At 71.5% G+C, this 23,877-nt stretch carries 22 protein-coding genes and 1 other RNA gene; 16 read left to right on the top strand and 7 right to left on the bottom strand.

Going from position 1 to position 23,877, the window contains the following annotated elements; all coding sequences use genetic code 11:
• Positions 1 to 350 precede the first annotated feature (350 nt).
• The 3 genes from WBA97_RS08585 to WBA97_RS08575 are packed head-to-tail and all read left to right on the top strand — an operon-like array spanning position 351 to position 2,552.
• Entirely contained in the window at positions 351 to 809 is a 459-nt protein-coding gene (locus tag WBA97_RS08585) for a hypothetical protein (RefSeq protein ID WP_424230184.1), read from the top strand.
• A gap of 57 nt (positions 810 to 866) precedes the next feature.
• Complete coding sequence (locus WBA97_RS08580; protein WP_424230183.1) at positions 867 to 1,964, top strand: potassium channel family protein; 1,098 nt, start codon at positions 867 to 869, stop codon at positions 1,962 to 1,964.
• Positions 1,965 to 2,003: 39 nt separating this feature from the next.
• Positions 2,004 to 2,552, top strand: a complete 549-nt coding sequence (locus WBA97_RS08575; RefSeq protein ID WP_424230182.1) for a hypothetical protein — start codon at positions 2,004 to 2,006, stop codon at positions 2,550 to 2,552.
• On the opposite strand, the gene WBA97_RS08570 is transcribed toward WBA97_RS08575, so the two are convergent.
• Positions 2,507 to 3,844, bottom strand: a complete 1,338-nt coding sequence (locus WBA97_RS08570) for a neutral zinc metallopeptidase (protein WP_424230181.1) — start codon at positions 3,842 to 3,844, stop codon at positions 2,507 to 2,509. The two genes, WBA97_RS08575 and WBA97_RS08570, sit on opposite strands and share 46 nt — an antisense overlap.
• A gap of 67 nt (positions 3,845 to 3,911) precedes the next feature.
• Between WBA97_RS08570 and WBA97_RS08565 the strand changes: the two genes are divergently transcribed.
• From WBA97_RS08565 to nudC, 4 genes are all read left to right on the top strand, one after another.
• Positions 3,912 to 5,666, top strand: coding sequence for a DUF2207 domain-containing protein (locus tag WBA97_RS08565; RefSeq protein ID WP_424230180.1), 1,755 nt, complete (start codon positions 3,912 to 3,914; stop codon positions 5,664 to 5,666).
• A gap of 71 nt (positions 5,667 to 5,737) precedes the next feature.
• Positions 5,738 to 7,021, top strand: coding sequence for a M16 family metallopeptidase (locus tag WBA97_RS08560; RefSeq protein ID WP_424230179.1), 1,284 nt, complete (start codon positions 5,738 to 5,740; stop codon positions 7,019 to 7,021).
• Entirely contained in the window at positions 7,018 to 8,373 is a 1,356-nt protein-coding gene (locus WBA97_RS08555) for a M16 family metallopeptidase (RefSeq protein ID WP_424230178.1), read from the top strand. Before WBA97_RS08560 ends, WBA97_RS08555 begins: the two co-directional genes overlap by 4 nt.
• Positions 8,370 to 9,365 (top strand): NAD(+) diphosphatase, encoded by a 996-nt coding sequence (gene nudC, locus WBA97_RS08550; protein ID WP_424230177.1) that lies wholly within the window; start codon positions 8,370 to 8,372, stop codon positions 9,363 to 9,365. The genes WBA97_RS08555 and nudC overlap by 4 nt, the downstream gene beginning before the upstream one ends.
• Here the strand turns inward: nudC and WBA97_RS08545 are convergent.
• A complete protein-coding gene (locus WBA97_RS08545) occupies positions 9,323 to 9,781 on the bottom strand; it encodes a hypothetical protein (RefSeq protein WP_424230176.1) in 459 nt (152 codons plus the stop codon). The genes nudC and WBA97_RS08545 overlap by 43 nt on opposite strands.
• Positions 9,782 to 9,846: 65 nt before the next feature.
• On the opposite strand from WBA97_RS08545, the gene WBA97_RS08540 reads away from it, so the two are divergent.
• Positions 9,847 to 10,785: a cobalamin biosynthesis protein gene (locus WBA97_RS08540; RefSeq protein WP_424230189.1), complete on the top strand. Its 939-nt coding sequence runs from the start codon at positions 9,847 to 9,849 to the stop codon at positions 10,783 to 10,785.
• Positions 10,786 to 10,804: 19 nt separating this feature from the next.
• Here the strand turns inward: WBA97_RS08540 and WBA97_RS08535 are convergent, their stop codons facing one another.
• The 5 genes from WBA97_RS08535 to WBA97_RS08515 form a co-directional block, all read right to left on the bottom strand.
• Positions 10,805 to 11,635: an SURF1 family protein gene (locus tag WBA97_RS08535; protein ID WP_424230175.1), complete on the bottom strand. Its 831-nt coding sequence runs from the start codon at positions 11,633 to 11,635 to the stop codon at positions 10,805 to 10,807.
• 25 nt (positions 11,636 to 11,660) lie between these two features.
• Entirely contained in the window at positions 11,661 to 12,497 is an 837-nt protein-coding gene (locus WBA97_RS08530) for a fructosamine kinase family protein (RefSeq protein ID WP_424230188.1), read from the bottom strand.
• 5 nt (positions 12,498 to 12,502) lie between these two features.
• A complete protein-coding gene (locus WBA97_RS08525; protein ID WP_424230174.1) occupies positions 12,503 to 12,973 on the bottom strand; it encodes a low molecular weight protein-tyrosine-phosphatase in 471 nt (156 codons plus the stop codon).
• A gap of 86 nt (positions 12,974 to 13,059) precedes the next feature.
• Positions 13,060 to 13,551, bottom strand: coding sequence for an NUDIX domain-containing protein (locus WBA97_RS08520; protein WP_424230173.1), 492 nt, complete (start codon positions 13,549 to 13,551; stop codon positions 13,060 to 13,062).
• Positions 13,548 to 14,834, bottom strand: a complete 1,287-nt coding sequence (locus WBA97_RS08515) for a helix-turn-helix domain-containing protein (RefSeq protein ID WP_424230172.1) — start codon at positions 14,832 to 14,834, stop codon at positions 13,548 to 13,550. The genes WBA97_RS08520 and WBA97_RS08515 overlap by 4 nt, the downstream gene beginning before the upstream one ends.
• A gap of 540 nt (positions 14,835 to 15,374) precedes the next feature.
• Between WBA97_RS08515 and cobC the strand changes: the two genes are divergently transcribed.
• From cobC to WBA97_RS08475, 8 genes are all read left to right on the top strand, one after another.
• Positions 15,375 to 16,385 (top strand): Rv2231c family pyridoxal phosphate-dependent protein CobC, encoded by a 1,011-nt coding sequence (gene cobC / locus WBA97_RS08510; protein WP_424230171.1) that lies wholly within the window; start codon positions 15,375 to 15,377, stop codon positions 16,383 to 16,385.
• Positions 16,382 to 17,191, top strand: coding sequence for a Nif3-like dinuclear metal center hexameric protein (locus WBA97_RS08505; protein WP_424230170.1), 810 nt, complete (start codon positions 16,382 to 16,384; stop codon positions 17,189 to 17,191). Before cobC ends, WBA97_RS08505 begins: the two co-directional genes overlap by 4 nt.
• A gap of 18 nt (positions 17,192 to 17,209) precedes the next feature.
• Positions 17,210 to 17,947 carry a zinc ribbon domain-containing protein gene (locus WBA97_RS08500; RefSeq protein WP_424230169.1) on the top strand — a complete coding sequence of 246 codons (738 nt, stop codon included), beginning with the start codon at positions 17,210 to 17,212 and terminating at the stop codon, positions 17,945 to 17,947.
• Positions 17,905 to 19,008 carry a bifunctional RNase H/acid phosphatase gene (locus tag WBA97_RS08495; protein ID WP_424230168.1) on the top strand — a complete coding sequence of 368 codons (1,104 nt, stop codon included), beginning with the start codon at positions 17,905 to 17,907 and terminating at the stop codon, positions 19,006 to 19,008. Before WBA97_RS08500 ends, WBA97_RS08495 begins: the two co-directional genes overlap by 43 nt.
• A gap of 57 nt (positions 19,009 to 19,065) precedes the next feature.
• Positions 19,066 to 19,465: RNase P RNA component class A (gene rnpB, locus WBA97_RS08490), an RNA gene on the top strand.
• Positions 19,466 to 19,937: 472 nt separating this feature from the next.
• Positions 19,938 to 20,210, top strand: coding sequence for a hypothetical protein (locus WBA97_RS08485; protein WP_424230167.1), 273 nt, complete (start codon positions 19,938 to 19,940; stop codon positions 20,208 to 20,210).
• Between the two features lie 136 nt (positions 20,211 to 20,346).
• Positions 20,347 to 20,727: a hypothetical protein gene (locus tag WBA97_RS08480; protein ID WP_424230166.1), complete on the top strand. Its 381-nt coding sequence runs from the start codon at positions 20,347 to 20,349 to the stop codon at positions 20,725 to 20,727.
• 169 nt (positions 20,728 to 20,896) lie between these two features.
• On the top strand, positions 20,897 to 23,788 hold the full coding sequence (locus tag WBA97_RS08475) for an ATP-binding protein (RefSeq protein WP_424230165.1): 2,892 nt from the start codon (positions 20,897 to 20,899) through the stop codon (positions 23,786 to 23,788).
• Positions 23,789 to 23,877 lie beyond the last annotated feature (89 nt).

Raw genomic sequence — 23,877 nt, 5'->3', positions numbered from 1 at the left:
CGTCAATCCCATCGATCACGATGAGTCACCGCCCCAGTCCACGACGGACGCCACGCCGCTACACGGGCATCCTTACGTGAGGCAACGACTCACCTTCCCGGGCATTTTCGATGAGTCAACGCGAACCCCGCCGCTGTCGGCACATCCCGGTAGAATGGGAAAGCCAGGCTGGCTGTCGCTTGCGGCCCTGAGCGGCGCGTTTCTCGGCACCGCCTTGGTGCGCGACCTTCCACGTTCTCCCGGGATGTCGCCTTGTGCAGTGTGGTTTGCCGTTCGTGCAGTTGTTTTCCTCCTCCTTTCCGCTCGTGCGACGTTGCCAGCGCAAGGGCAGCAAACCGAGGAGGTCGCCCATGGTTCGCAAGGGATTGGGAGTGTTGGTGGCGGCGCTGTGCATGGCCGTCGCCATGTCGTCGCCCGCTTCGGCGGGGGGCAAGGAACTGAGCCACAAGTCCGCCGCCGCCAAGCTCAAGGCCGCAGGCATCAGCTGGACGTCCAGCGGTGGCTGCAGCAACCGCAACAAGCCGAACTGCACCTCGTTCAGCGGCATCAAGTCCGGCACCGTCAGCGGGATCGTCACGTTCAAGAAGTCCAGCCACTGCAAGATCACCGTCACCGGTGGCACCGAGACCGGGCACGCGTCCGGCACCTACAGCCACTGGAACGGCTACAAGGTCGACATCGCGATCACGTCCTGCGTGAGCGGCTACATCAAGCGGAACTTCAGCTCCATCGGCGGCAACAAGTGGCGGTCCTCGTCCGGGAACGTCTACTACAACGAGGGCAACCACTGGGACATCACGTACTACTGACGCGAAACGTGTGGGGCCGCCATCCGCGTGGCGGCCTCCACGGCTAATCTCCCCCACGTGACCAGCCAAGACGAGCCAGCTCACCGGCGACTGCGCAAGCCGCGCCTCGCCGACCGGCTCACCGACCGGCCGGACTACTCGCTGGTCGGCGTGATCCGCATGCCGGAGAGCACGGTCAGCCCGATCACCGCGATCGCGCGGCGGGTCGTCTGGGCGCTCGTCGCGCTGTTCGCGGCCGTGCTGATCGTGTACCTGGACCGGGACGGCTACCGCGACGGCAACGGGGACGGGCTGTCGTTCCTCGACGCCGTGTACTACGCGACGGTGTCGCTCTCGACCACCGGCTACGGCGACATCACGCCGGTCAGCCCGTCGGCACGGCTCGTCAACGTCCTGGTCATCACCCCGCTGCGGGTCCTCTTCCTGATCGTCCTGGTCGGCACCACCCTCGCGGTGCTCACCGAGCGCTCCCGCCAGGCGTTCAAGCTGCAACGATGGAGGTCGAAGGTGCGTGATCACGTGGTGGTCGTCGGGTACGGCACCAAGGGCCGGTCCGCCGTGCGCTCGGTGCTGTCCGACGGCGTGGAGCCGGACCAGATCGTGGTGGTGGACACCGACCACGCGATGCTGGAGGCGGCGTCCGCGCTCGGGCTCGTCACGGTGCACGGGTCCGGCACTCGGTCCGACGTGCTGCGGGTCGCTGGCGTGCCGCGTGCGCGGGCGATCGTGGTGGCCGCGAACCGGGACGACTCGGCGGTGCTGGTCACCCTCACCGCGCGTGAGCTGGCGCCCAAGGCGCAGATCGTGGCCGCGGTGCGGGAGGCGGAGAACGTGCACCTGCTGCGCCAGTCCGGCGCCAACCAGGTCGTGGTGTCCAGCGAGACCGCGGGCAGGCTGCTCGGCATGGCCACGCACACGCCGACGGTCGTCGACATGGTCGAGGACCTGATCACGCCGGAGTCCGGGCTCGCGATCGCCGAGCGGGACGTCGAGGACAGCGAGATCGGCGGGTCGCCGAGGCACCTGCCGGACATCGTGCTCGGCGTGGTGCGTGCCGGGAAGCTCTACCGCGTGGATCACCCGGAGGCCGACGCGGTGGAGCCGGGCGACCGGTTGCTTTACGTCAAGAAGGTTACGCGCGCCGAAGAAGACTGACCCTGTCGGACCGCGGCGGGCGTCTGGGAACATCACCCGGTGCGGATCTGGGGCGTGCTCATCCCACCCGGTCACCTGAGGTGGGCGGCGGCGGGCACCGGGGTCGTCGTGCTCGGGGTGCTGATCGCCGTGCTCGTCAACACTGTCGGCCTGTTCGACGCTTCCCAGGAGGACGTGGGCACCAAGACCCGCGCGTCCGTGTTGACGGGTGTGTCCTGCGCACAGGCGGGCGCGACGGAGACGGTGTCGTTCAAGGCGGGCGGTAAGGACCACAGGGCGCGGTTCGACGGCTGCGGTCACGCCAAGGGTGAGGTCGTCGAGGTCACCGTGCCGACCGGCCCGCTCGGCGCGGGCCTGGTGGTGCACGCGGCCGACGCGGCGGTGGGCGACAGCCAGGACGGCGAAGGCCTCGGCCTCCTGCTGATCGTGGTCAGTGGTATGTCAGGCGCGGGCTACGCGTTTCTCCTGCGCCGAGGCCCGAGAACCACGCGCCTGCCCAACGCCCTCCGCATGGAACCCCGCGTGTCCAACCGGCGCGGGGGTCAGGAGACGTCTGCTGGTGGGGACAGCCACGTGTTGCACTGGTAGGTGCGGTTCAGCTGGGCGCCCTGTTCCCACCACGCGATGGCGTGTTGGTCGGAGCCGTGGTCGCGGGGGAGGCCCGCGGTGTGGTCGCCGCGGTCCTGGCTGGTGCGGGCCTCGGTGAGGATGTTGTCGTCCACCGAGCCGCGGCCGTACGCCGCGGCCAGGAACATGCCGGAGAAGCACTGTGCCTGCAGCTCGAACCGGCGGGACAGCTCCAGCCCTGGTTCGGTGTCCGCACCCGTGTTGTACCTGGCGTCCCCGTAGGTCTCCATGACGCCGCTCATGGCCTGCACGTGGTGCCCGTACTCGTGCGCGAACACCGCGAGGTACACACCGGGCCGCGCCCCGTACATGTCCGTCTGCAACCCGGCGAACGGCATGTACAGCGTGTTGTCGTAGCTGCAGTAGAACGCCGCGACCGCGCCGGCCCCGGCGGACACGTCACCACACGGGCTCGACCACTCGGTGCCCTCGGGGAACGCGATGCCCGGCGTGAAGAACGGCAGGCCCTGGTACTCCATGACCGGCCGCCACGCCGCGTCGAGACATGGCAGCGCGCTCTGGAAGAACGCGGCCGCCCCGGCCGGGCTCGTCTCCCAGCGGGTCAGGTTGCACGTCACCGCGGGCGTGCCGACGTCGCCGGCGAACAGTGGGTTGTCCTCCAGCGCGTACACCGGCCGCGGGCCCGCCTGCGTGGTCTCCGTCGGGGTGTCGTACGTGGTCTCTTCGTCGGTGGTGGTCGTCGTGGTCGTGGTCGTGGTCGGCCTGTCGTACGTCGTGGACGAGTAGTCCTCCGACGAGGTCGTGGTGGTGGTGGCCGTGTCGTCGTAGCCGGTGTCGGCGACGCTGTCGCCCTTGCCGTTCATGGAGATCACGCCGACCAGCGCGACCGCCGCGAACAGCACGACCACGATCAGCGTGCCGACAAGAGCGGCCGTGTTCGACTTCTTGCGGGGCTGCAGCAGGTGCTGGTGACCCGGGTACTGCAGCCAGGGCGGGTTGGCAGGGCGCGGCGGCGGGTACATGCCGGGCGGCGGGAACTGCGCGGTCGGGCGCTGCGGCGGATACCTGCCCGGCGGCATCCCGGGTGGCGGCCCGGGCGGCATCCCGTGCGGGGGGACCTGTGGCGGACCGGGTGGCATGCCGGGCGGCACGGCGTAGGGCCGGGTCGGGGGGCGCTGGAGGTGCTGTCCTGGCGGCGGGCCGTACCAGCCTGGACGGGGTGGCAGCGGCCTGGCCTGCGGCGGCGGCAGCGGTCCGGTCGGTCGCCACGGCCCCTGCGGCGGCTGCGTCATCCCCGTCTCCCCCTACTTGTGTCAGACAGCGCGTGAGCATATGGGCACTCGACTATCCTCCGCAGGCGTGTTGGCGAAGTGGGGGATTCCCGCGGCGGCGTTGGCCGCGTGCGTGTTGGCAGGGGCGGCTTCCTTGGCTGTGGCGGAGGAACAACCGACCCTGCCGTCGGTCCCCGTGCCACCGTCGGCCGTGCCGACGCTCCAGTGGCCCGGCCAGCCGCCGCCGAGTGGCGACCTGGGGGATCTCAAGCCGACCAAGCCGAGCGAACCGACCGAGTCCACCGGCTCCGGCAAGCCGCCGGTGGGCCGCCCGCTGCTCCCGGAGACCGTCAACATCGCGCTGAAGGTGGAGCGCGACGGCAGCCTGTCGGTCACCGAGCAGGTGTTCGTGCAGGCTCGCAAGACGATGACGCGGCACGCGCCGCTGCGCATCAGGGCCGGTGACGACCGGGACCGAGTCTTCTCCATCCGGGACGTGAAGGTCACCGGCAACGGCACCACCGAGGTGTCCGGCGACGAGTTCGTCATCAAGCTCGGTGAGGGTGCCACCACCGTGACGTACAAGGTGGACGGCGCGGTCTCCGACATCGCCGGGCACCAGGAGGTGCGGTGGCAGGTCGCAGGCGGCTGGGACACGAAGGTGCGCCTGCTGCGTGCCTCGTTCATCGCGCCGGACCGGCCGGAGTCGGTGGTGTGCCTGGCCGGGGCGTTGGGCACCGACTCGCCATGCCGGTCAGCACTGACCGACTCCTCGCAGGTTCTGCGTGTCGTGCAGGAAGCCCTTCCGGTCGGGCAGCGCGTCGACCTGACCGTGAACCTGCCAGAGGGGACGGTCGGGGAGAACGCCCGGTTCGACGACATCGGCACGGCGAGCGCGTTCGCGCTCACCTCCGCCAGCGGTGTGGGGCTTGGTGCGCTGGTGCTGTTGCTGATCGGCGGGTTCGTGCTGCTGTGGCTGGCCCGCGGCCGGGACGCGCGTGCGCTCGCCGCTGACGTCGGGCCCGTCGAGCTGCTGATGACCGGCGAGGGCGGCCGGGTCGCGTTCGCCTCACCGGACGGGGTGCTGCCCGGGCAGGTCGGCACCGTCGTCGACGAGCGTGTCGACGTCGCGGACGTGACGGCCACCGTGGTCGATCTCGCCGTGCGGAACTACCTGTCGGTGCGGGAGACCGGGCCGTCGGAGTGGGTGCTGGTGGGAAGCAACCCGCCGGACGAGTCGCTCACCGACTACGAACGCACGGTGTACCGGCAGGTCCTCGGCGGCGCCGCCGAGGTTTCCCTCGCGGCGCTCCGTGTCGACCTCGGTGCGGTACGTGAGGCGATGTACACCGACGTCGTGCGGCGGGAGTGGTTCGCGCGGCGGCCCGACCACGACCGGTCGCTGTGGTCGCTGGTCGGGGTGCTGCTGGCGGTGGCCGGGGTGGCCGGGACCGTCGTGCTGGCGCTGACCGCCGGGCATGCTCTGCTCGGGCTCGTCCTGGTCGTCGGCGGGCTCGGGCTGGCGTTCGGGGCGCGGATGATGCCATCCAGGACCAAGCGTGGTTCGGTGCTGGTACAGCAGGTCCGCGGATTGCTGAACTACCTGCGCACCACCGAGTCCGCGTCGATCCCCGCCGCCGACCGGGAGATGGTGTTGTCCCGCTCGCTGCCGTACGCGGTGGTGCTTGGCGAGGCCGACGGGTGGGTCCAGCGGTTCGCCGACCTCGACGCCGCCGAGGACGGGACGCCGGGGATCTACTGGTACGAGACCGAAGCACCCGCCGAGTTCCCGGCGCGGTTCGCCGCGTTCCTCCTGGCACTGGACGGCGCGCTGGGCCGCTGACTACGGCTTCCGCGTTCGCCGAGAGCGCACGGCGGACGCCGGGTGTCGGGGCGGACCCGTAGGCTGCGGGCATGCCAGGAAATGAGCTGACCCGGTTCACGCTTCCCAACGGACTGCGCGTGGTGCTCGCCCCCGACCCGACCGCACCGGTCGTGGGTGTCAGCGCGCACTACGACGTGGGGTTCCGCTCGGAGCCGGAGGGTCGCACGGGCTTCGCGCACCTCTTCGAGCACCTCATGTTCCAGGGCAGTGAGAGCCTGGAGAAGCTCGCCCACTTCCGGCACGTCCAGTCCTCGGGCGGCTCGTTCAACGGCTCGACGCACCCTGACTACACGGACTACTTCGAGGTGCTGCCCTCCGCCGGGCTGGAGCGGGCCCTGTTCCTCGAGGCCGACCGCATGCGGGCGCCCAAGATCACCGAGGAGAACCTGCGCAACCAGGTCGACGTGGTCAAGGAAGAGATCCGGCTGAACGTGCTCAACCGGCCGTACGGCGGGTTCCCATGGATCCTGCTGCCGCCGGTGCTCTACCAGACATTCCCCAACGCTCACAACGGTTACGGCGACTTCACCGAGCTGGAGTCGGCGAACCTCGATGACTGCGCGCAGTTCTTCGACACCTACTACGCGCCGGCCAACGCGGTGCTGACGGTGGCAGGCGACCTCGAGCTCACCCGCACCCGCGACCTCATCGAGAAGCACTTCGGTGACGTGCCCGCCCGCTCGGCGCCGGACCTGCCGGCGTTCGGGGAGCCGCGGCCGTCCGGCCAGCTGGAGGCCGAGCACGTCGACCCGCACGCGCCGCTGCCCGCGCTCGCGATCGGCTACCGCATGCCAGACCCGATCGCCGAGCTGGACGGCTACCTCGCCAACCTGGTGCTCGCCTCCGTGCTCGCCGAGGGCGACGGGTCGAGGCTGCAGCAGCGTCTGGTGCTGCGGGATCCGCTGGTGACCGACGTCAACGCCGCCTGCGGGCTCTTCGGCCCGTTCGAGGCACGCGACCCCGACACGTTCACGATCACCGCGGTGCACTCGCCGGACGTCACCCAGGACCGGGTGCTCGCGGCCGTCGACGAGGAAATGGACCGGCTCGCCACCACGGCGCCGTCCGACGAGGAGCTGGCGAAGGTGACCGCGCGCTGGGTCGCGGGCCTGCACCGCGAGCACGACCGGCTGGTCTCCCGCACGCTCGCCCTCGGTTCGTTCGAGCTGCTCTACGGCGACCCCGGCCTCGTGTACCAGCTCACCGACCGGCTGTCGGCGATCACGCCGGACGCCGTGTCCGCCGCCGCCAAGGCGCTGCGTCCCGACTCGCGCGCGGTCCTCACCGTGTCGCCCGCAGGAGGAGAGAAGTGACTTTTCGTACGGCTGCCGAGATCGGCCGCACCGAGAAGGGGCCCCGGCCGCTGCCGATCCTCGGTGAGCAGCGTTCGGCCACCGGGCTTGCGTCCGTGGACACGGTGCTGGACAACGGGTTGCGGGTTGTCGCGGTGCACCAGCCGACGGTGCCGATGGCAGAGGTGCGGCTGCGGATCCCGTTCGCGGGCACCGACCGGCGGCACGCGGCGATCGCCGAGGTGCTGTCCGCCACGATCCTCACCGGCACCGAGCGCCGCGACCGCGTCGCCATGGACACCGACATCGCGCTGGTCGGCGGCGACCTGGGTGCGGGGGTGGACCCCGAGCGGCTCGCGATCGGCGGCAACGCGCTGGCCAGTGGCCTTGACACGCTGCTCGACGTGCTTGCCGACGCGCTGACCGGCGCCGCGTACCGCGACGAGGAGGTCGAGGGCGAGCGGGCCCGGCTCGTGGAGCGGATCGCCGTCGCCCGGTCACAGCCGAGCATGATCGCGCGTGAGGCGCTGCAGCGGCACCGCTACGGCGACCACCCGTTCACCCGGGAGACCCCGGATGCGGCGGACGTCGCGACCGTCACCGTGGACGAGGTGCGCGCCATGCACCGCGACTCGTTGCTGCCGCGTGGTTCCGTGCTGGTGTTCGTCGGTGACGTCGAGCCGGACACGGTGATCGCGAAGATCGGTGCCGCGCTGGCGGGCTGGTCGTCGGAGCGGAGCGCGGTCGAGCTGCCGGACCTGCCGGACGTGGTGGGCGGCGACGTGCTGTTCGTGCCGAGGCCGGGTGCGGTGCAGTCGCAGCTGCGGCTGTCCGCGCAGGCCGTCCCGCGCACCGACCCGCGCTACTGCGCGCTGAAGCTCGCGAACCTGGTGTACGGCGGGTTCTTCTCGTCCCGGCTGGTCGAGAACATCCGTGAGGACAAGGGCTACACCTACCACGCCCGGTCGTCGGTCGAGTTCACCGTGGGCGGCGCGACGCTGCTGGTTGACGCGGACACGGCGAGCGAGGTCACCGCGCCCGCGCTGCTCGAGATGCGCTACGAGCTGGGCAGGCTCGGCGTGGTGCCGCCGACCGCCGAGGAGGTCGACACCGTCCGGCAGTACGCGATCGGGTCGCTGCTGATCGCGACGGCATCGCAGACCGGGCTCGCGTCGCAGCTCGCCGGGCTGGCGCCGCTCGGGCTGGGTGTCGACTGGCTGATCGAGCACCCGGTCCGGCTCGCGGAGGTCACGGCGGAGCAGATCGCCGAGGCGGCGCTGGAGTTCTTCTCGCCAACCAGGTTCACCGGCGTCGTCGTCGGCGACGAGGCCCAGCTGGCCGCGCTGCGATCCCTGGGCGGCGTCGTCGAGTGACCGAGCCCTTCCAGCTGGCGGAGGTGCCCCGGCTCTCGCGGTCCACTGTGGACCGCAACGAGCCGGCGCGCACCGACCCGGAGCGCCTGGCGAAGCTGTGGGAGACCGGGCGGGTGATCATCGTCGACCGCAAGGGCCGCACCCCGGTCCGCGCGGGCGCGACCGAACTGTCGCCCCGGCCGACCGCGGGCGAGCTGCCGCCGGACGCGGTGCTGCTCGGCGAGGCGGACGGCGTCGGCTACTGGGCGATGACGACCGACGAGGAGTTACCCGAGGGCGTGCCGTCGCCGGACTCGTCATGGGGTCTGTGGACCGGCGCGTCGAAGGACGGCGAGGAGTGGCACGACCTGCGCACGACCGGCGCGCTGCTCTCCGACACGGCAGCGGGTCTGTTCACGACGGCGGTCGCGCTGGTGAGCTGGCACGCCAAGGCGAAGTTCTGCGCGAACTGCGGCACCGCGGTCGAGCGGCGCAACGCGGGCTGGGCGACGCACTGCCCGAACTGCGGCCGCGAGGAGTACCCGCGCACCGATCCCGCGGTGATCTGCCTGGTGCACGACGGCGTCGGCGTCAACGGGTCGCACGTGCTGCTGGCGCGGCAACCGATCTGGCCGCCCGCGCGGTACTCGGTGCTGGCCGGTTTCGTCGAGGCGGGCGAGTCGCTCGAAGCGTGCGTCGCGCGGGAGATCGCCGAGGAGGTCGGCGTCGAGGTGTCCGGGATCCGGTACCTGGGCAGCCAGCCGTGGCCGTTCCCGCGTTCGATCATGGTCGGCTTCACGGCGGTCGCGGACGGCACGGTGCCGTTGCACCCGGCGGACGGTGAGATCGAGACGGCGCAGTGGGTGTCGCGCGAGGCGGTGCGCGAGGCGTTGACCACGGAGTTACCGGACCTGAAGCTGCCAGGCCCGACGTCGATCGCCTCCCAAATGATCAAGGGCTGGGCTGCGAGTCAGGAAGAGGAAGCGGCCGCGGCGTTCGCGTTGCGTTCGTAGTCGATCAGCACGACGTAGAACGCGAACAGGCGCACCGGCATGGGCACGTCCGACGGGACGTCCGCGGCGAACGAACGGTGGAACATTCCGTCGTGCTTGATCGTGCCGCGGGCCGAGCCGCGCTGGTGGACCTCCCATGCCGACCGCCATATCGACGGTTTCACGAGCGTAAGGTCGCCGGTCGCCGCCCGGATCGCCCACTCGCGGTGGGTGGCGCGGTCGGCGGTGGCGGCGCGGCCGTCCGGGCCGTGCAGCACGAACCGTTTCCGGCCGTCCCGTTCGATGCGGTACTCGGCTCCGGCCAGGGTGAACCCACAGCCCTCGCGGCGTGCACCCGCGAGTGTCGTCACAGATCCGCCGTCCGACTCGATCTCGTACTCCCGTCGGAAGACACCGTGCCTGCGCGCTCGCAACATGCCTCTCATTGAACCAGCGCGGCTGCGCTACGGTGTCGTGCGCACGGAACGGGGGGAGTCGGATGGTGAGCGTGGCACGCGCGGTCGGGCTTCTGCTGGGGGTGGCCGCGGACGGCGCGTTCGGCGACCCGCGTAGACGGCACCCGGTGGCGGGCTTCGGTCAGGTGGCGGAGCGGGTGGAGAAGGTCCTGTACCGCGACGACAGGATCGCGGGCGTCGTCCACGCGGCGGTGCTGAGCGGCGGCGTGGTGGCCGCGGGTGTCGCGATCGAACGGGCGGGCAGGCGTAACCCGGTGCTGCAGGCACTCACGACGGCCGCGGCGACGTGGCTGGCGCTGGGTGGCCGCTCGCTGGCCGTGCAGGGCGCGGCCATCGGCCGCGAACTCGACGCGGGCGACCTCTCGTCGGCCCGGGACCGGCTCCCGCACCTGTGCGGCCGCGACCCGAGCACCCTCGACGCGGAAGGCCTGGCACGGGCGGCGGTCGAGTCGGTCGCCGAGAACACCTCGGACGCGGTGGTGGCACCGCTGTTCTGGGGCGCGATCGGTGGCGTGCCCGGCCTGCTCGGCTATCGGGCGGCGAACACCCTCGACGCGATGGTCGGCTACCGCTCGCCGAGGTACCGCAAGTTCGGCTGGGCGTCGGCCCGCCTCGACGACCTGCTGAACCTCGCCCCGGCCCGGCTGGCGGCCGCGCTCACGGTCGCGAGCGCACCGGTGGTCGGCGGCTCGTGGCGAGGCGCGTGGCAGGCGTGGCACCGCGACGCGTCCGCACACCCGAGCCCCAACGCCGGCCGCGTGGAGGCGGCGTTCGCCGGCGCGCTGGAGGTCCGGCTCGGCGGCCGCACGGTGTACCGCCACGGCGTGGAGGAACGCCCGATCCTGGGCGAGGGCCGCACCCCGGACTCGGGCCACGTGACACGCGCGGTCGAACTCTCGCGAGTGGTGGGCGGCCTGACCGCCGCGGTCAGCGTGCTGCTGGCACTGCTCCGCGGCCGCCGCTGAAAGCGCACCCGCTTGCTCGCTACCTCAGTGCGCGTTCGCGGGCTTCTTCTTCCGCGATCTGCTGGGCCACCGAGACGCGGCGCGGGCGGTCGGGCCTCGGGCCGGCCAGCGCGCCGCCGGGTTTGATCTCGCGCCAGGTGAAGTACAGCCACGCGAGGATGGCCATCGCACCGAACGCGATCCACTGCAGTGCGTACGACAGGAACGGGCCCGCGTCCAGGTCGGGCAGTGGCAGCGCGCCGAGCACGCCAGGGTTGCCGTCCTCCAGCTGCAGGTAGCCGGGGCGGAGGTCGAGGCCCGTCGCGCGGGCGACCACGCCGGACCCGACCGCGTACACCTGCGGCCGCCCGCCATCGGACTCGGCGCGGCGGTCGCGGGGGTCGCGTTCGTCGGCGCGGAGGCGGGCGGTCAGGGTCACGGTGCCGGCGGGCGCGGCGGCGTAGCCGGGCACGGTGACGGACTTGTTGCCCTGGACGGGCCGCACGTACCCGCGGTCGACGACGACCACCGACCCGTCCGCGAGCCGGAACGGGGTGAGCACCTCGAACGCGGGTTGCCCGAGCACGGTCCGCAACCGGGCGACGACCTCCTCGCCCGCCAGGTACTCGCCGGTGACCCGCACCGTCCGCCACTCGGTGGCCGCGTCGGGACGGGTACCGTCCGGCAGCAGCCTCGGGAGGTCGGCCGGGTTCGCGTTGGCGGCGTGGGTGATGGCGGCGTTGGTGGTGGACCGCTCCTCGTGACGGTTGAACTGCCACGGCGCGAGCAGCGTGAAGCACACGCCGGCGAAGATCAGCACCAATGCCGTCAGTGCCAACCATCCCGGGCGAAGCAACAACCGCAACCGCACGCCACCCATGCTAGTGGCCCGGCCACTAGAGACCGGTCAGCGCCGCCCTGGCCGCCGCCACCGCCTGGGCCCCGTAACCACCGCCGAACAGCACGGTGTGCACGAGCAGCGGGAACAGCTGGTGCAGCGCGATCCGGACTCGCCACCCGTCGGCGAGCGGGTCGGCCTCGTCGTAGGCGGCGACGATCCGCTCCAGGTGGGGGCACCCGAACAGGTGGAGCATGGCGAGGTCGGTCTCGCGGTGCCCACCGTGCGCGGCCGGGTCGATCAGCCAGACGTGCCCGTCGGCGCCCCACAGGACGTTGCCGCTCCACAGGTCGCCGTGCAGCCGGGCGGGTGGCTCGGCGGGCCCGGCCAACTCGCCGATCCGCTCGCACACCGCCTCGATGGGCCCGTGATCGTGGAGGACGCCCTGGTCGACGGCGGTCCGCAGGTACCGCAGGATGCGGTGCTCGGCGTACCACCGAGGCCAGTCCGGCCCGGTCTCGTTCCGCATCGGGGCGAGCCCGATCCACGCGTCGGCGGGTCCACCGGGCGGCGGCGCCCCGAACCCACCCGCACCCGACCGGTGCAGCGCGGCGAGCCCACGGCCGAACGACTCGGCGGCGGCCACACTCGCCGATCCGGTCGGCACGGCGTCGATGACCAGCCATTCCGCGTCGTGTGTGACCACCAGTGGGCAGCGAAATCCGGCACTGTCGGTGCCCGCGACCGCGTCGGCCAGCCACCGCAACCCGGCCGCCTCGGCCAGCACGCCGCTCTCGTGGTCGTGCCGCTTCGCCACCACCTCGGTGCCGTCCTCGAGCCGCAGCCGGTACGCCCCGCCCAGCGGCACCGTCCTGACGACCGCCTGCTCCAGCAGCGCGCTCAGTCGAGGTGGGCGCGGATCCACTCGACCATTCCCGGCATCGCGGCCTCCACCAGCCCGAGCATGTCGACGAACCCCGTGAAGTCGCCGTAGTACGGGTCCGGCACCTCCGGCTCGGTGGCATGCGGGTCGAACGAGCGGAACATCACGAGCCGCTCGTCGCTGTCACCCTGGTGCTTGAGCAGGTCCCGCAGCGCGCCGTCGTGCCCGCGATCCATGGCGAGCAGCAGGTCGGCCGACAGGTGGTCCTCGTTCACCTGCGCGGCCACGTGGCCGGTCGGGTAGCCGTGGTCGGACAGCACCCGTCGCGCTCTCGGGTCGGCCGGTTCACCGACGTGCCACGGGCCGATGCCCGCGCTCGTCACCCGCACCCGGTCGGCGAGGCCGGCCCGGCGCAGGTGCTCGGTCAGGACCAGCGCCGCGACCGGCGATCGGCAGATGTTGCCGGAGCAGACGAAACACACGTGCACAGGTGCGAGTCTGCCCGATCACGGGGAGGGGCGTCGACCAGCACACAAGTGTCCGTACTCCTCGTCCCCGCCGCTGACGAAGCCCGTCACCTATGAGCGCGCTCGCCGTAGTCGGTCGTGCCGGCCGCCAGTGCGCGAAGTGCCCGCGCCAACCGGCCCGCCATGTCGGATCGCAACCGGTCAGCGGCCACCTCCGGTGGCACGAACTCCACGGCGGCCAGTTCCCCGTCGATCGGTCGGATGGCGGCGGCCTGATCGTCGGTCACCGTGCCCGCGTCGAACACGAAAACCAACTGGTCGTCCCAAGGGCCGTGTGGGCCGTCCCAGTCCACCAGCAAGGGGCGCCCCGCCACGATGACCAAACCCAGCTCTTCCCGCAGTTCACGTTCGGCGGCGGCACGCGGCGGCTCGTTCGCTTCGGCCATGCCACCCGGCAGGTCCCAGTGCTCCTTGTAGGTCGGATTGACCAGCAACACCCGTCCCGCCGGGTCCCGCACCAGCACATCCGCCGCGACCCGCTTCCGTGCCTGCTTGGCGTTGCCTTCGGCCAGGTACGCCCACCGTTCGGCGTCAGTCACACCGGCCACCCGGCATCCGTCGCGGGCTTGCGCGGGGTGATCGACGTCAGCGCGTCCAAGAACCCGGCGACCGCTGGCACGGACGCGTGCGGGCGCAACGCCGAACCCAGCCGGTCCAGCTTGGTGCGCACCCGCGCCGACGTCAGCTGCTCCGTCACCTGGCACAGTTCGGTCCCGATGACGGCGGCCTCGTCCACGCGGCCCGCGTCGACCAGGACCCCCGCCAGCGTCAGCTTCCCGAACGCGCGGGACCGCACCCGGTCACCCACACGCAGCTGAATCACCCGTCGAGCCAGTTGTTCGGCCCCCGCAAGATCGCCCAGCTGCCGCAGGCACAGCGCCGCCTCCGACGCCAGCGCGGCCTCGTCGAAACCGGCGATCCATTCGGCAGGCGTCTCACCTTGACCCGAGGTGAGGGCGTGCTCCGAGGTATCCAGCGCGGTCGTGCACGCGCGCCGGTCGCCCTGTGCGGCCAGCCCTCGTGCCCGCATCGCGTGAAGCCGCGCCACCAACCGTGTGGTGCCCGACGTGCCCGCTGTGCGATCCAGCCCGACCCCCGCGATGCGGACCGCGTCCCCGGCCTGGTTCAGTTGCCCCGCCAGGTGGGACATCGACGCGCACACGTTCGCGGCGAGCGCGGCATGGTCGGCGGCGGACGCCAACCGGTATGCCCGCCCGAAGTGGTTGCGGGCAGCCGCGTCGTCACCGGAGTCATGCGCGAACCAACCGGCGATGTGTGTCAGTGAGCACGCGGCCGCGAACAGGTCGGCATCCGCCGGGCCGGTGGCGTCCACCAGGCGCGGCCCGATCTCGGTACGGAGGTATCGCACCACCGTCCCGTACATCTGGCCGCCGCCGACCCGCCGGTCAGCCGCCTGGAACGCGTCGGCCATGGCGCGGATCGCGGCGACGTCAGGCGGGGACTCGCTGAAGTGGCCGCTGTCGGACCGGGACGGGCCGGACGAGGAGTCCGGGCGTCGTTCATCCCACAGCGGCCGTACCGGGCGGCGGTGCGTCCCGCTTGGGCGGAATCCCAGCTCGGCGTCGGAGAGCGCCCCCAGCACCCCGCGGAACGCCGCCCGGTAATCCGCGTTCGGCCACCGGATACGTCCCCGCTCCAGCCGGGCCACATACCCGTCGTCCAGGATGCCCGGCCGGTCCGTGTTCGACGTCAGCCAGCCGTTGGCTGACTCGGCCAGTTCGGCGCGCGACATGTGCGCGTCCGGCACCCGCAGCGACGGTGTCGCCTCACGCGCGGCCCGTAGCCGATCGTTCCGCTCCATGACGGCTCTCTCCGTCGTGCGTCCAATGCCCCCTCATCTTGCCCCCCGCGATGCCCTGGGCACATGCCGTGTTGATCAGAGCCCTACCAACCGACGCTGATCGTGTGCCCGCCACAGACCACGGCCAACCCGGTACGTCCCCGACCGCCGGGGCGGCCGTAAACCGCGGGTGCCCGTGCGGCGTGGGCCGGTCGGCGGACGACCGGACGCTGGGTCTACCGCGTGGTGTCGATGCCGGGCCGATACTGGCTGAACCGCCGGGTGTGCGGCACCTGGCGAAGCTGGGCAATGACGAGTGCTGGTACACGCTGTGTGGCCCAAAGGTCCCAGATGGACATCGGTGCCCCACAGCGGCCGAGTTGCGAGCAGCGGGCGTGTGGACGCTCCTGTCTTGCTCTGGGTGTCACCAGGTGTACCTCGTCAGCTAGGCGCGCATCCTTGACCACCTTGTCGACGGCGTTGCGTGGCCCGTGTCCGGCGAGTCCTCGACGCGCACGCTCCTCGGCGTGGGCCCGCGGGGTACCGCCTAGGATCTGGTACGTGACTGACCTGCGGCATCACGGTGACGTGGATGCGGAGCCGGGGCTGGCTGACTTCGCCGTGAACGTCCGCGGCAGTGCCCCGCCGGCCTGGCTGCGCGAGCGCCTGGTGGCGGCCGTCGACCGGCTCGGGACCTACCCGTCCGCCGCCGACGACCGCCGGGCCCGCGAGGCCGTCGCCGCCCGCCACGGTCGCGATCCCGACGAGGTGCTGATCCTCAACGGCGCGGCGGAGGGCTTCGCGCTCCTTCCGGTGCTGCGACCAAGGCTGGCCGCGCTGCCGCACCCGTCGTTCACCGAGCCCGAGGTCGCGCTGCGGGACGCGGACATCCCCGTCCACCGCGTCTTCGACGGCAACGTCCCGGACGACGCGGACCTGGTCGTCGTCGGCAACCCCAACAACCCGACCTCGGAACTGCGGCCCGCCGGGGAGATCGCGCGGCTCGCCAGGCCGGGCCGGGTGCTGGTGGTCGACGAGGCGTTCATGGACGCGGTGCCGGGCGAACGCGAGTCCCTCGCGGGCGCCGGCCTGCCGGGGCTGCTGGTGCTGCGCAGCCTCACCAAGACGTGGGCGCTGCCCGGCCTGCGTGCCGGATACGCGCTCGGCGCGCCGGACCTGCTTCGACGGCTGGGAAGGCACCGTCCGCACTGGCCCGTCGGCACGCTCGCCCTCGAGGCCGTCGCCGCCTGCTCGGCGCCGCACGCGGTCGCCGAGGCCGAGCGGGTGGCGGTCGAACTCGCCGGGCACCGGGAGTGGCTGACGGCCGAGCTGAACCGTTTGCCCGGTGTCGACGTATTCCAACCGGCTGCCGCGCCATACCTACTGCTACGGGTGCGCGACGGCGAACGGGTCCGTGCCGGGCTGCGAGATCGGGGGCTCGCGGTCCGGCGCGGCGACACCTTTCCCGGGCTGACCCCCGACCACCTGCGGGTGGCGGTGCGTGAACCGGCCCGATGTCACGGCTTGCTGACCGCACTCGCGGAACTGACTCGGGAGGTACTGACACAGTGACGACCGTCGGCGACGTCGTCGAGGTGCTGGAGGCGGCCTACCCGCCCGCGCTGGCCGAGTCATGGGACGCGGTCGGGCTGGTGTGCGGGGATCCCGCCGAGCGGGTGGACCGCGTGCTGATCTGCGTCGACCCGGTCGAGTCCACAGTGGACGAAGCGCTCGCGATGGCGGCAGGGCTGGTGGTGGCGCACCACCCGCTGCTCCTGCGTGGCGTGCACGGGGTGCCGGCGAGCACGCCGAAGGGCGGGCTGGTGCACCGGCTGATCCGCGCGGGCGCCGGGCTGTACTGCGCGCACACCAACGCGGACTCGGCGAGTCCCGGCGTGTCCGACGCGCTCGCCGACGCGCTGGGCCTCACGGTCGTCGGCCCCATCGACCCCAAGGAGGACGGGGTCACCGGCATCGGCCGGATCTGCGAGCTGCCCGAGGCGGAGCCGTTCGGTGCGTTCGTCGAGCGGGTCGCGGCCGCGCTGCCCGCGACCGAGGCCGGCGTGCGCGGCGCGGGCGACCCGGATCGTCCCATTAGGACAGTCGCGGTGTCCGGCGGCGCTGGCGACTCCTACCTCGGCGCCGTCGCGCGGCTCGGCGTGGACGCCTACGTGACCGCTGACCTGCGACACCACCCCGCGAGCGAGCACGCGGCGGTGCCCGGCGCGCCCGCACTCGTCGACGTCGCGCACTGGGCAAGCGAGTGGCCGTGGTGCGAACAGGCGGCGGCGATCCTGCGTGATGCCTTCGGCGGTAACGTCGACATCACCGTATCCACGCTTCGCACCGACCCCTGGACCGTCGTAGCGGCCAGGTAGTACCCGGAGGTTCCCAGGGTGAAAGCCGATCCCGCAGTGCAGCGCAGGCTGCTCGAGCTGGCCGATGTCGATGCCGAGCTCGCCAGGGTCGACCACCGGCGCAGGACGCTGCCCGAGCTCGCGGAGATCGCCGAGGCCGAGAAGTCCGTGCAGACCCGCAAAGATGCGAAGGTCGCGAACGAGACCGCTCTCGGGGATCTGGACCGCGAGGTGAAGCGGCAGGAGAAGGAGATCGACGCGGTGCGGTCCCGCGAGGACCGCGACCGCGCGCTGCTGGCTGGCGGGACGGTCAACTCGAAGCAGATGACCGACCTGGAGCACGAGCTGACCACGTTGCAGCGCAGGCAGACCACGCTCGAGGACGAGCTGCTGGAGCTGATGGAGCGGCGCGAGGCGGTCGAGCTGGACGGGCAGCACGCCGGGGTCGAGCTGGCGAAGGCCGAGGAGAAGTTGTCGGACGCGGCGAACCGGCGCGACCACGCCCTCGCCGACCTGGAGACCGTGTGGGCGCGGCGGACCGAGGACCGGGCGAAGCTGGTGCCGGGGATCCCCGAGACGCTGCTCGGCCTGTACGAGCGGGTGCGCAAGAACAAGGGGATCGGCGCGGCGCTGCTGCGGGCCAGGCGGTGCGGCGCGTGCCGGATCGAGCTGGACCGCAGCATGATCTCGCGGATCTCGGGCACGGCCGCCGACGAGGTCGTCACGTGCGAGGAATGCGGCGCGATCATGGTTCGCACGACGGAAAGCGGCCTGTGAGGGTCGTTGTCGAGGCCGACGGCGGCTCGCGTGGCAACCCGGGACCGGCAGGCTACGGCGCGGTGGTGTTCGCCGCCGATGGCGCCGTGCTCGCGGAGCGGGCCGAGAGCATCGGCGTCGCGACCAACAACGTCGCCGAGTACCAGGGCCTGGTCGCCGGCCTGACGGCGGCGCGGGAGCTGGGCGCCACCGACGTCGCGGTCCGCATGGACTCGAAGCTGGTCGTCGAGCAGATGTCCGGCCGCTGGCAGATCAAGCACGAGGCGCTGAAGTCGCTGGCGGCGACGGCGAACGACGTGGCGTCGGCGTTCGAGTCGGTGACCTACACGTGGATCCCGCGTGCGCGGAACGCGCACGCGGACCGGCTGGCCAACGAGGCCATGGACGGCAAACCGTCCCGTGCGGAACGACAGGCGCCGCTGGACACGACCGCCCCCGCGCGGTGGATGGGCGCGACGGGCACGCCGACGAGGTTCCTGCTGCTGCGGCACGGGCAGACAGAACTGTCGGGGGAGCGCCGCTACTCGGGCAGGGGCGACGTGCGGCTGACCTCTGCCGGGCAGGACCAGGCGAAGGCCGCGGCGGCCCGCCTGTCACAGCTGGACTTCGCGGCCGTGGTGTCGTCCCCGCTGACCAGGGCGAGGCAGACGGCGGCCGCGATCACGGACCGGGTGGAGGTCCACGACGGCCTGGTCGAGACCGACTTCGGTGACTGGGAGCGGCTGACGTTCGCCGAGGCCGCGGCCCGCGATCCCGAGCTGCACGGCCGCTGGGTCCGGGACCCGGGCGTGGAGCCGCCGGGCGGGGAGAGCTTCGACGCGGTGCTCACCCGGGTGCGGGAGGCGCGGGACGACCTGGTGCGGCGGTACGCGGGGGAGACGATCGTGGTGGTCAGCCACGTGACCCCGATCAAGTCGCTGCTGCGGCTGGGCCTGGACACCGGCCCGTCGCTGCTGTTCCGGCTGCACCTGGACCTGGCATCGCTCTCGGTTGTGGAGTGGTATCCGGACGGTAACGCTTCGGTACGCCTGGTGAACGACGTCTCGCACCTGACCGTGTGACAGGTGCCGGGCCTCCGGCGTTCATGATCCACTTCGGGGCTACCCTGGTAGCGCGGACGAGTCGGCAGGGCGGTCGCGGCGGGCGGTGTCAACGACACGGCTCGCCGAGGAAAGTCCGGACTCCGAAGGGCAGGGTGGTTGCTAACGGCAACCCGGGGTGACCCGCGGGACAGTGCCACAGAGAACAGACCGCCTGGCGTGACCCGTCAGGTAAGGGTGAAACGGTGGTGTAAGAGACCACCAGCACCCCGGGTGACCGGGGTGGCTCGGTAAACCCCACCCGGAGCAAGGTCAAGAGGGAGTCCTTCGCGGGACTCCTGCGCAGGCGTTCGAGGGTTGCCCGCCCGAGCCTGCGGGTAGGCCGCTAGAGCCTGCCGGCAACGGCAGGCCGAGATGGATGACCGCTCACCGGCCGCGAGGCCGGGGACAGGATCCGGCTTACATGCCGGCTCGTCCGCCCGAAGGGCCGCAGCAGTGTGTGTGCGGCTTTTTGATCACGATCGAACCAGCCGGGAAAAGGATGGCCGATTGTGCATGAGTGACAGGATGTTGCGCCGAATGGGGTAATGCTCCAGGGCGGTGTGGCGAACACACCTCCGTCAGTTCCGCTAGGCCAAAAGAGTTAGCGCAGGCAGGTAGTAGCCGGTTGACCCCGCCCCTTCCGCACCTACAGTCATGTGTCTTCGCCGCAGGCGGGTGAAGATCCGTGCAGATTGGTCCGGACGAGTGGCGGATGCGACTTACCGCGCCTTCGACCCGCATCATGTGTGTGGTCAGATGGCACGTCCGAGAGCACTGAGGAGAATGTGAGTGCACCAGGTGTGGATCTACGGAGCGCGTCCCCGCCACTACACATCGTGATGTGGGCGTGCTCTACTCGACTACGAACGCACAACCGCGCGCCGCTCCGCGCACATGGGAGTTAGAACATGATCGCCATGGCCACCCTTGAGTTTGCCCAGGAAACCGGTGGTTTGGGCACGACGAACGTCCGCGACTGGATCCTGAACAACATCATCCCGTTGCTGCTACTCGTGGTGGCTCTCATGCTTCTGTGGCTCGGCGGCGGCAAGGGAGACAACGCGGGCGTCATGCGCCGCCTGGGCGGAGTGATCGTCGCGCTGGCCATCATCGGGTTGGCGGTGACCACGGACGCGGGCAAGAACATCGGTACGTGGATCGCCGGCCTCTTCACCGGCTGAGCAGAGGGCACCTGTGCGTATACGTACCGACGACGAGGTTTACCGCGTCGACGCCGTTTGGCTCGGGCCCCCACGGGCGACGATGCCGTGGCGAGCCCGCTATGTGGCTTGGGGCGTCGGAGTCTTCGTCTTCCTCATGGTGCTCACGGTGGAGCGCCGCCTCGGCATCGACCTGTTCTGGTCGATCGCGTGGGGCATCGTCGCCACCATCCTGCTGACCAGGCTGATCACCTCGAAGATCAGTCACGAGCGGCCGCTGACCGCGGCGGCGGCCATGTGGCTGCGGGAACTCACCGCGCCGAGAGAGGCAACCACGGGTGAGGGTGGCGCCGTCAGCGCTACGAGGGTCCGGGTGAACGCCGACCGGCCGAGGAAGCAGACGCGGGCACAGCGCAACCGGGCTAGAGCCCAGGCGACGTCCCGCCAACGCGGCAAGCAGCGTAACCGGCCCAGGAGGCAGGAGACGAAACGCGGGAGGAGTGGCGGTGTTCGCACGCCGACGCAAGCGCGCGCCTGAGGCGCCCGCACCGTTTTCGCCGGCAGGGCAGCACGCCGGCGCCACGGGCGTTCCCTCGGCCCGGCGCCGGCAACCACAGCAACATTCCCAGCAGCAGCAACAAGGGCAACAACCACAGCTTCACCACGGCCGTCAAGCGGCCCAGGAGCACGGCCTGCCCGACCCACCCATGGCGAGACAGGTGAGACCGCCGGCGCAGTACCGACCCGCCGCCGACAGCAAGCGCAACCGACGTCTTCCAGGGGAGCAGTCCATTCCCACGTACACCCCGTCGATCGCCGCGAGGAGCATCGACGGTCATCTGCTGCGCAATGGCACCGACGTGTTCGCGTGGTACCGGCTCGCGCCCCAGCGCTGGTCGTTCCGCTCGGACTCGCAGCGCCAGGACCTCATCGCCGCCATCGCGGGCCAGTACGCCGAGCTGCACGGCAGATGGATGCACCTGCGGGTCACGACGCGGCCGTACCCGATCCGCATGTGGGCAGAGGCGCACGTGCACAACGCGGTCAACCGCCTGCCCGACGCGGCGGGCGCGCTGTCCTTCGACGACTACCTGATCGGCGAGCAGCAGCAACTGCTCGGCCGGTCGATGGCGGAGAAGGAGGTGTACCTGGGGGTCCAGGTGCAGACCCGCAACATGGTGGACCGCGCGGTCGAGCGTGCCGCTCCGCTGCTGCGCAGGATCTTCCCGGCCGCGGTGGACGCCGAGCTGCTCGCGATCGACTCCGAGGTGGAGCACCTTGACCAGGTGATCGCCTCCGCCGGGCTGGAGGGGCGGCCGGTGACGGCCGAGGAGATGTCCTGGCTGATGCACCGGTCGTGCTCGCTGGGTCTGCCCGCGCCCCGCAACCTGCCCGCGGTGCCGGGTGCGGCGTGGGAGCCGGAGGACCTGGCGTCGTTCACCGACGCGGCGGACTTCCACCAGGAGCCGTACTCGCCGACCGTCACGGTCCGCGGCCGCACCGGCTCGAACGCCGGCATGACGCGGCACGTGGTGGTGCTGACCGTCGGCCAGATGCACGGGCTGCAGATCCCGGACATCGACGACCCGTGGGTACAGCACAGCGACCGTCTCGCCGCCTCTGTGGAGTGGTCCGCCCGTATCTATGTGCGGCGCCCCGAGGAGGTGTCTGGTGAGCTGCAGCGGCAGATGAACAAGGTCCGCTCGCAGGTCCGGCACTACACCGACGAGCACGAGCTGGAGCCGCCGCAGTCTCTGGCGCGGCAGGCGTCGCGGGTGCTGGAGATCGACGACGAGATGACGTCGGGCTTCACCGCGCTCGCCACCCGCGTGCGGTCGTGGTGGCGGCTCTCGGTGTCCGGCACGACCGAGCGGGACGCGCTGCGGCTCGCGCAGCAGGTGCTGGAGCTGTACAAGCCGAAGGTCGCGATCGAGCACCCCGAGGCGCAGTACGCGCTGGCCCGCGAGTTCATCCCGGGTGAGTCGCTGTCGTCGTCGGCGTACATGCGGCGCGGTTCGGTGGTGTGGGCGGCGGCCTCGGTGCCGACCGCGACCGCCGAGGTGGGCGACCGGCGCGGCATCCTCCTCGGCGAGACGTGCACGGCGACCAGGCGCCCGGTGGCGTGGGACCCGTGGATGGCGCAGGAGATCCGCGACGGGTCCGGTCTGACCGCGATGGTCGCCGGTCTCGGTGGCGGCAAGTCGTTCCTGGGCGGTGGCATCGTCTACAAGACGCTGCGCGCCGGCGCGCACTGGACGATCCTGGACCCGTCGGGTCCGCTGACGAAGCTGTGCGACCTGCCGGAGCTGCGGCCGTACGCGCGGCCGATCAACCTGCTGAACGCGCAGCCGGGCATCCTCAACCCGTACCGGGTGGTGGCGGAGCCGCAGTACGAGCACTTCGTCGAGGAGGACGACCCGGAGCGGGCGTGGCGCCGGGAGAAGGCGCTCGCCGCGGCCACCCGCCGCCGCCTCGCGCTGGACGTGCTGACCGGGTTGCTGCCCTACGACATCGCCCGGATGCCGCAGACCAGGATCGTGCTGCTGCGTGCGGTCCGGATGGTCGGCGGCCGCGTGGACGCCGACCCGAGCCTGGTGTTCGAGGCGCTGCGCCGCGACGCGTCCGAGCACCACGAGCACGCGGTGGTGGTGGCGGACTTCCTTGACGAGATGCGGGAACGCATGTCGCTGCTCATCCCGGAGAAGGACGCCGACCCGTACAACGAGACACGCGACGACCGGCTCACGGTGATGACCATGGCCGGTCTGACCCTGCCGAAGGACGGCGTCGGCCGTGAGCACTGGACCGACGCCGAGTCCCTCGGTGTCGAGATGCTGAACCTGGCGGCGTGGCTGACGCAGCGGTCGATCTACGAGCGGCCGAAGGACACCCGCAAGGGCGTGTGGATCGACGAGGCGTTCTTCCTGTCCGAGGTGCCGACGGGCCGGGTGCTGATGAACCGGTTCGCGCGTGACTCCCGTAAATGGAACGTCCGGGTGCTCCTGTCGTCCCAGATCCCCGCCGACTTCCTCCGCATCCAGGGCTTCGTCACGCTGCTGGACTCGGTGTTCGTCGGACGGCTGGACGACGACCAGGCGCAGGAGGACGCGCTGCGCCTGCTGAAGGTCCCGGTCGGCGCCGGCTACGAGCAGGTGGTGGCCTCGCTTGGCCGCCGCCCGGGCGGCCAGCGCGACACGGTCCGCGACACCGCGCCCCGGCAGTTCATCTTCGCCGACGGCGCGGGCGGTGTGGAACGCATCCGCATCGACCTGTCCGGCCCGCACCTTGACCACCTGCGCAAGGTCATGGACACCACCCCGGACGCGCTGCGCGACATGACGCCGGGCGCGGTCCTGTCGCCAGACTCGCACGCCCCGGAGCTCCCGTCCGACGATGACGGCGAAGGCCCCCCGCTCGACGGCTCGGTCGACGACGAGGGCCGCTACGCCGACGCCGAGGACGAGTTCGAGATGGCGGCGGACTTCGAACTCGGCCTCACCGACGACGACCCCAGCGCGGACGTGGACCCGGCAGGCCCGCCGGACGGTTCCGGCAACGGAAAAAAGGCAGGCAAACGCGGGCGGGTCGATGCCGCATGAGCGGAGCTGGTCATCCCCTCGGCGGTCACCAACCCACAAGCATTCGACTACCCCGGGGCTCGGCCGGGGCCGGCGAAGGCGGCACAGCA

The organism is Actinophytocola sp., from assembly GCF_049647105.1.
In the GTDB taxonomy this organism is placed as follows: Bacteria; Actinomycetota; Actinomycetes; order Mycobacteriales; family Pseudonocardiaceae; genus Actinophytocola.
This window is presented reverse-complemented; position numbering and strand designations above follow the sequence as displayed.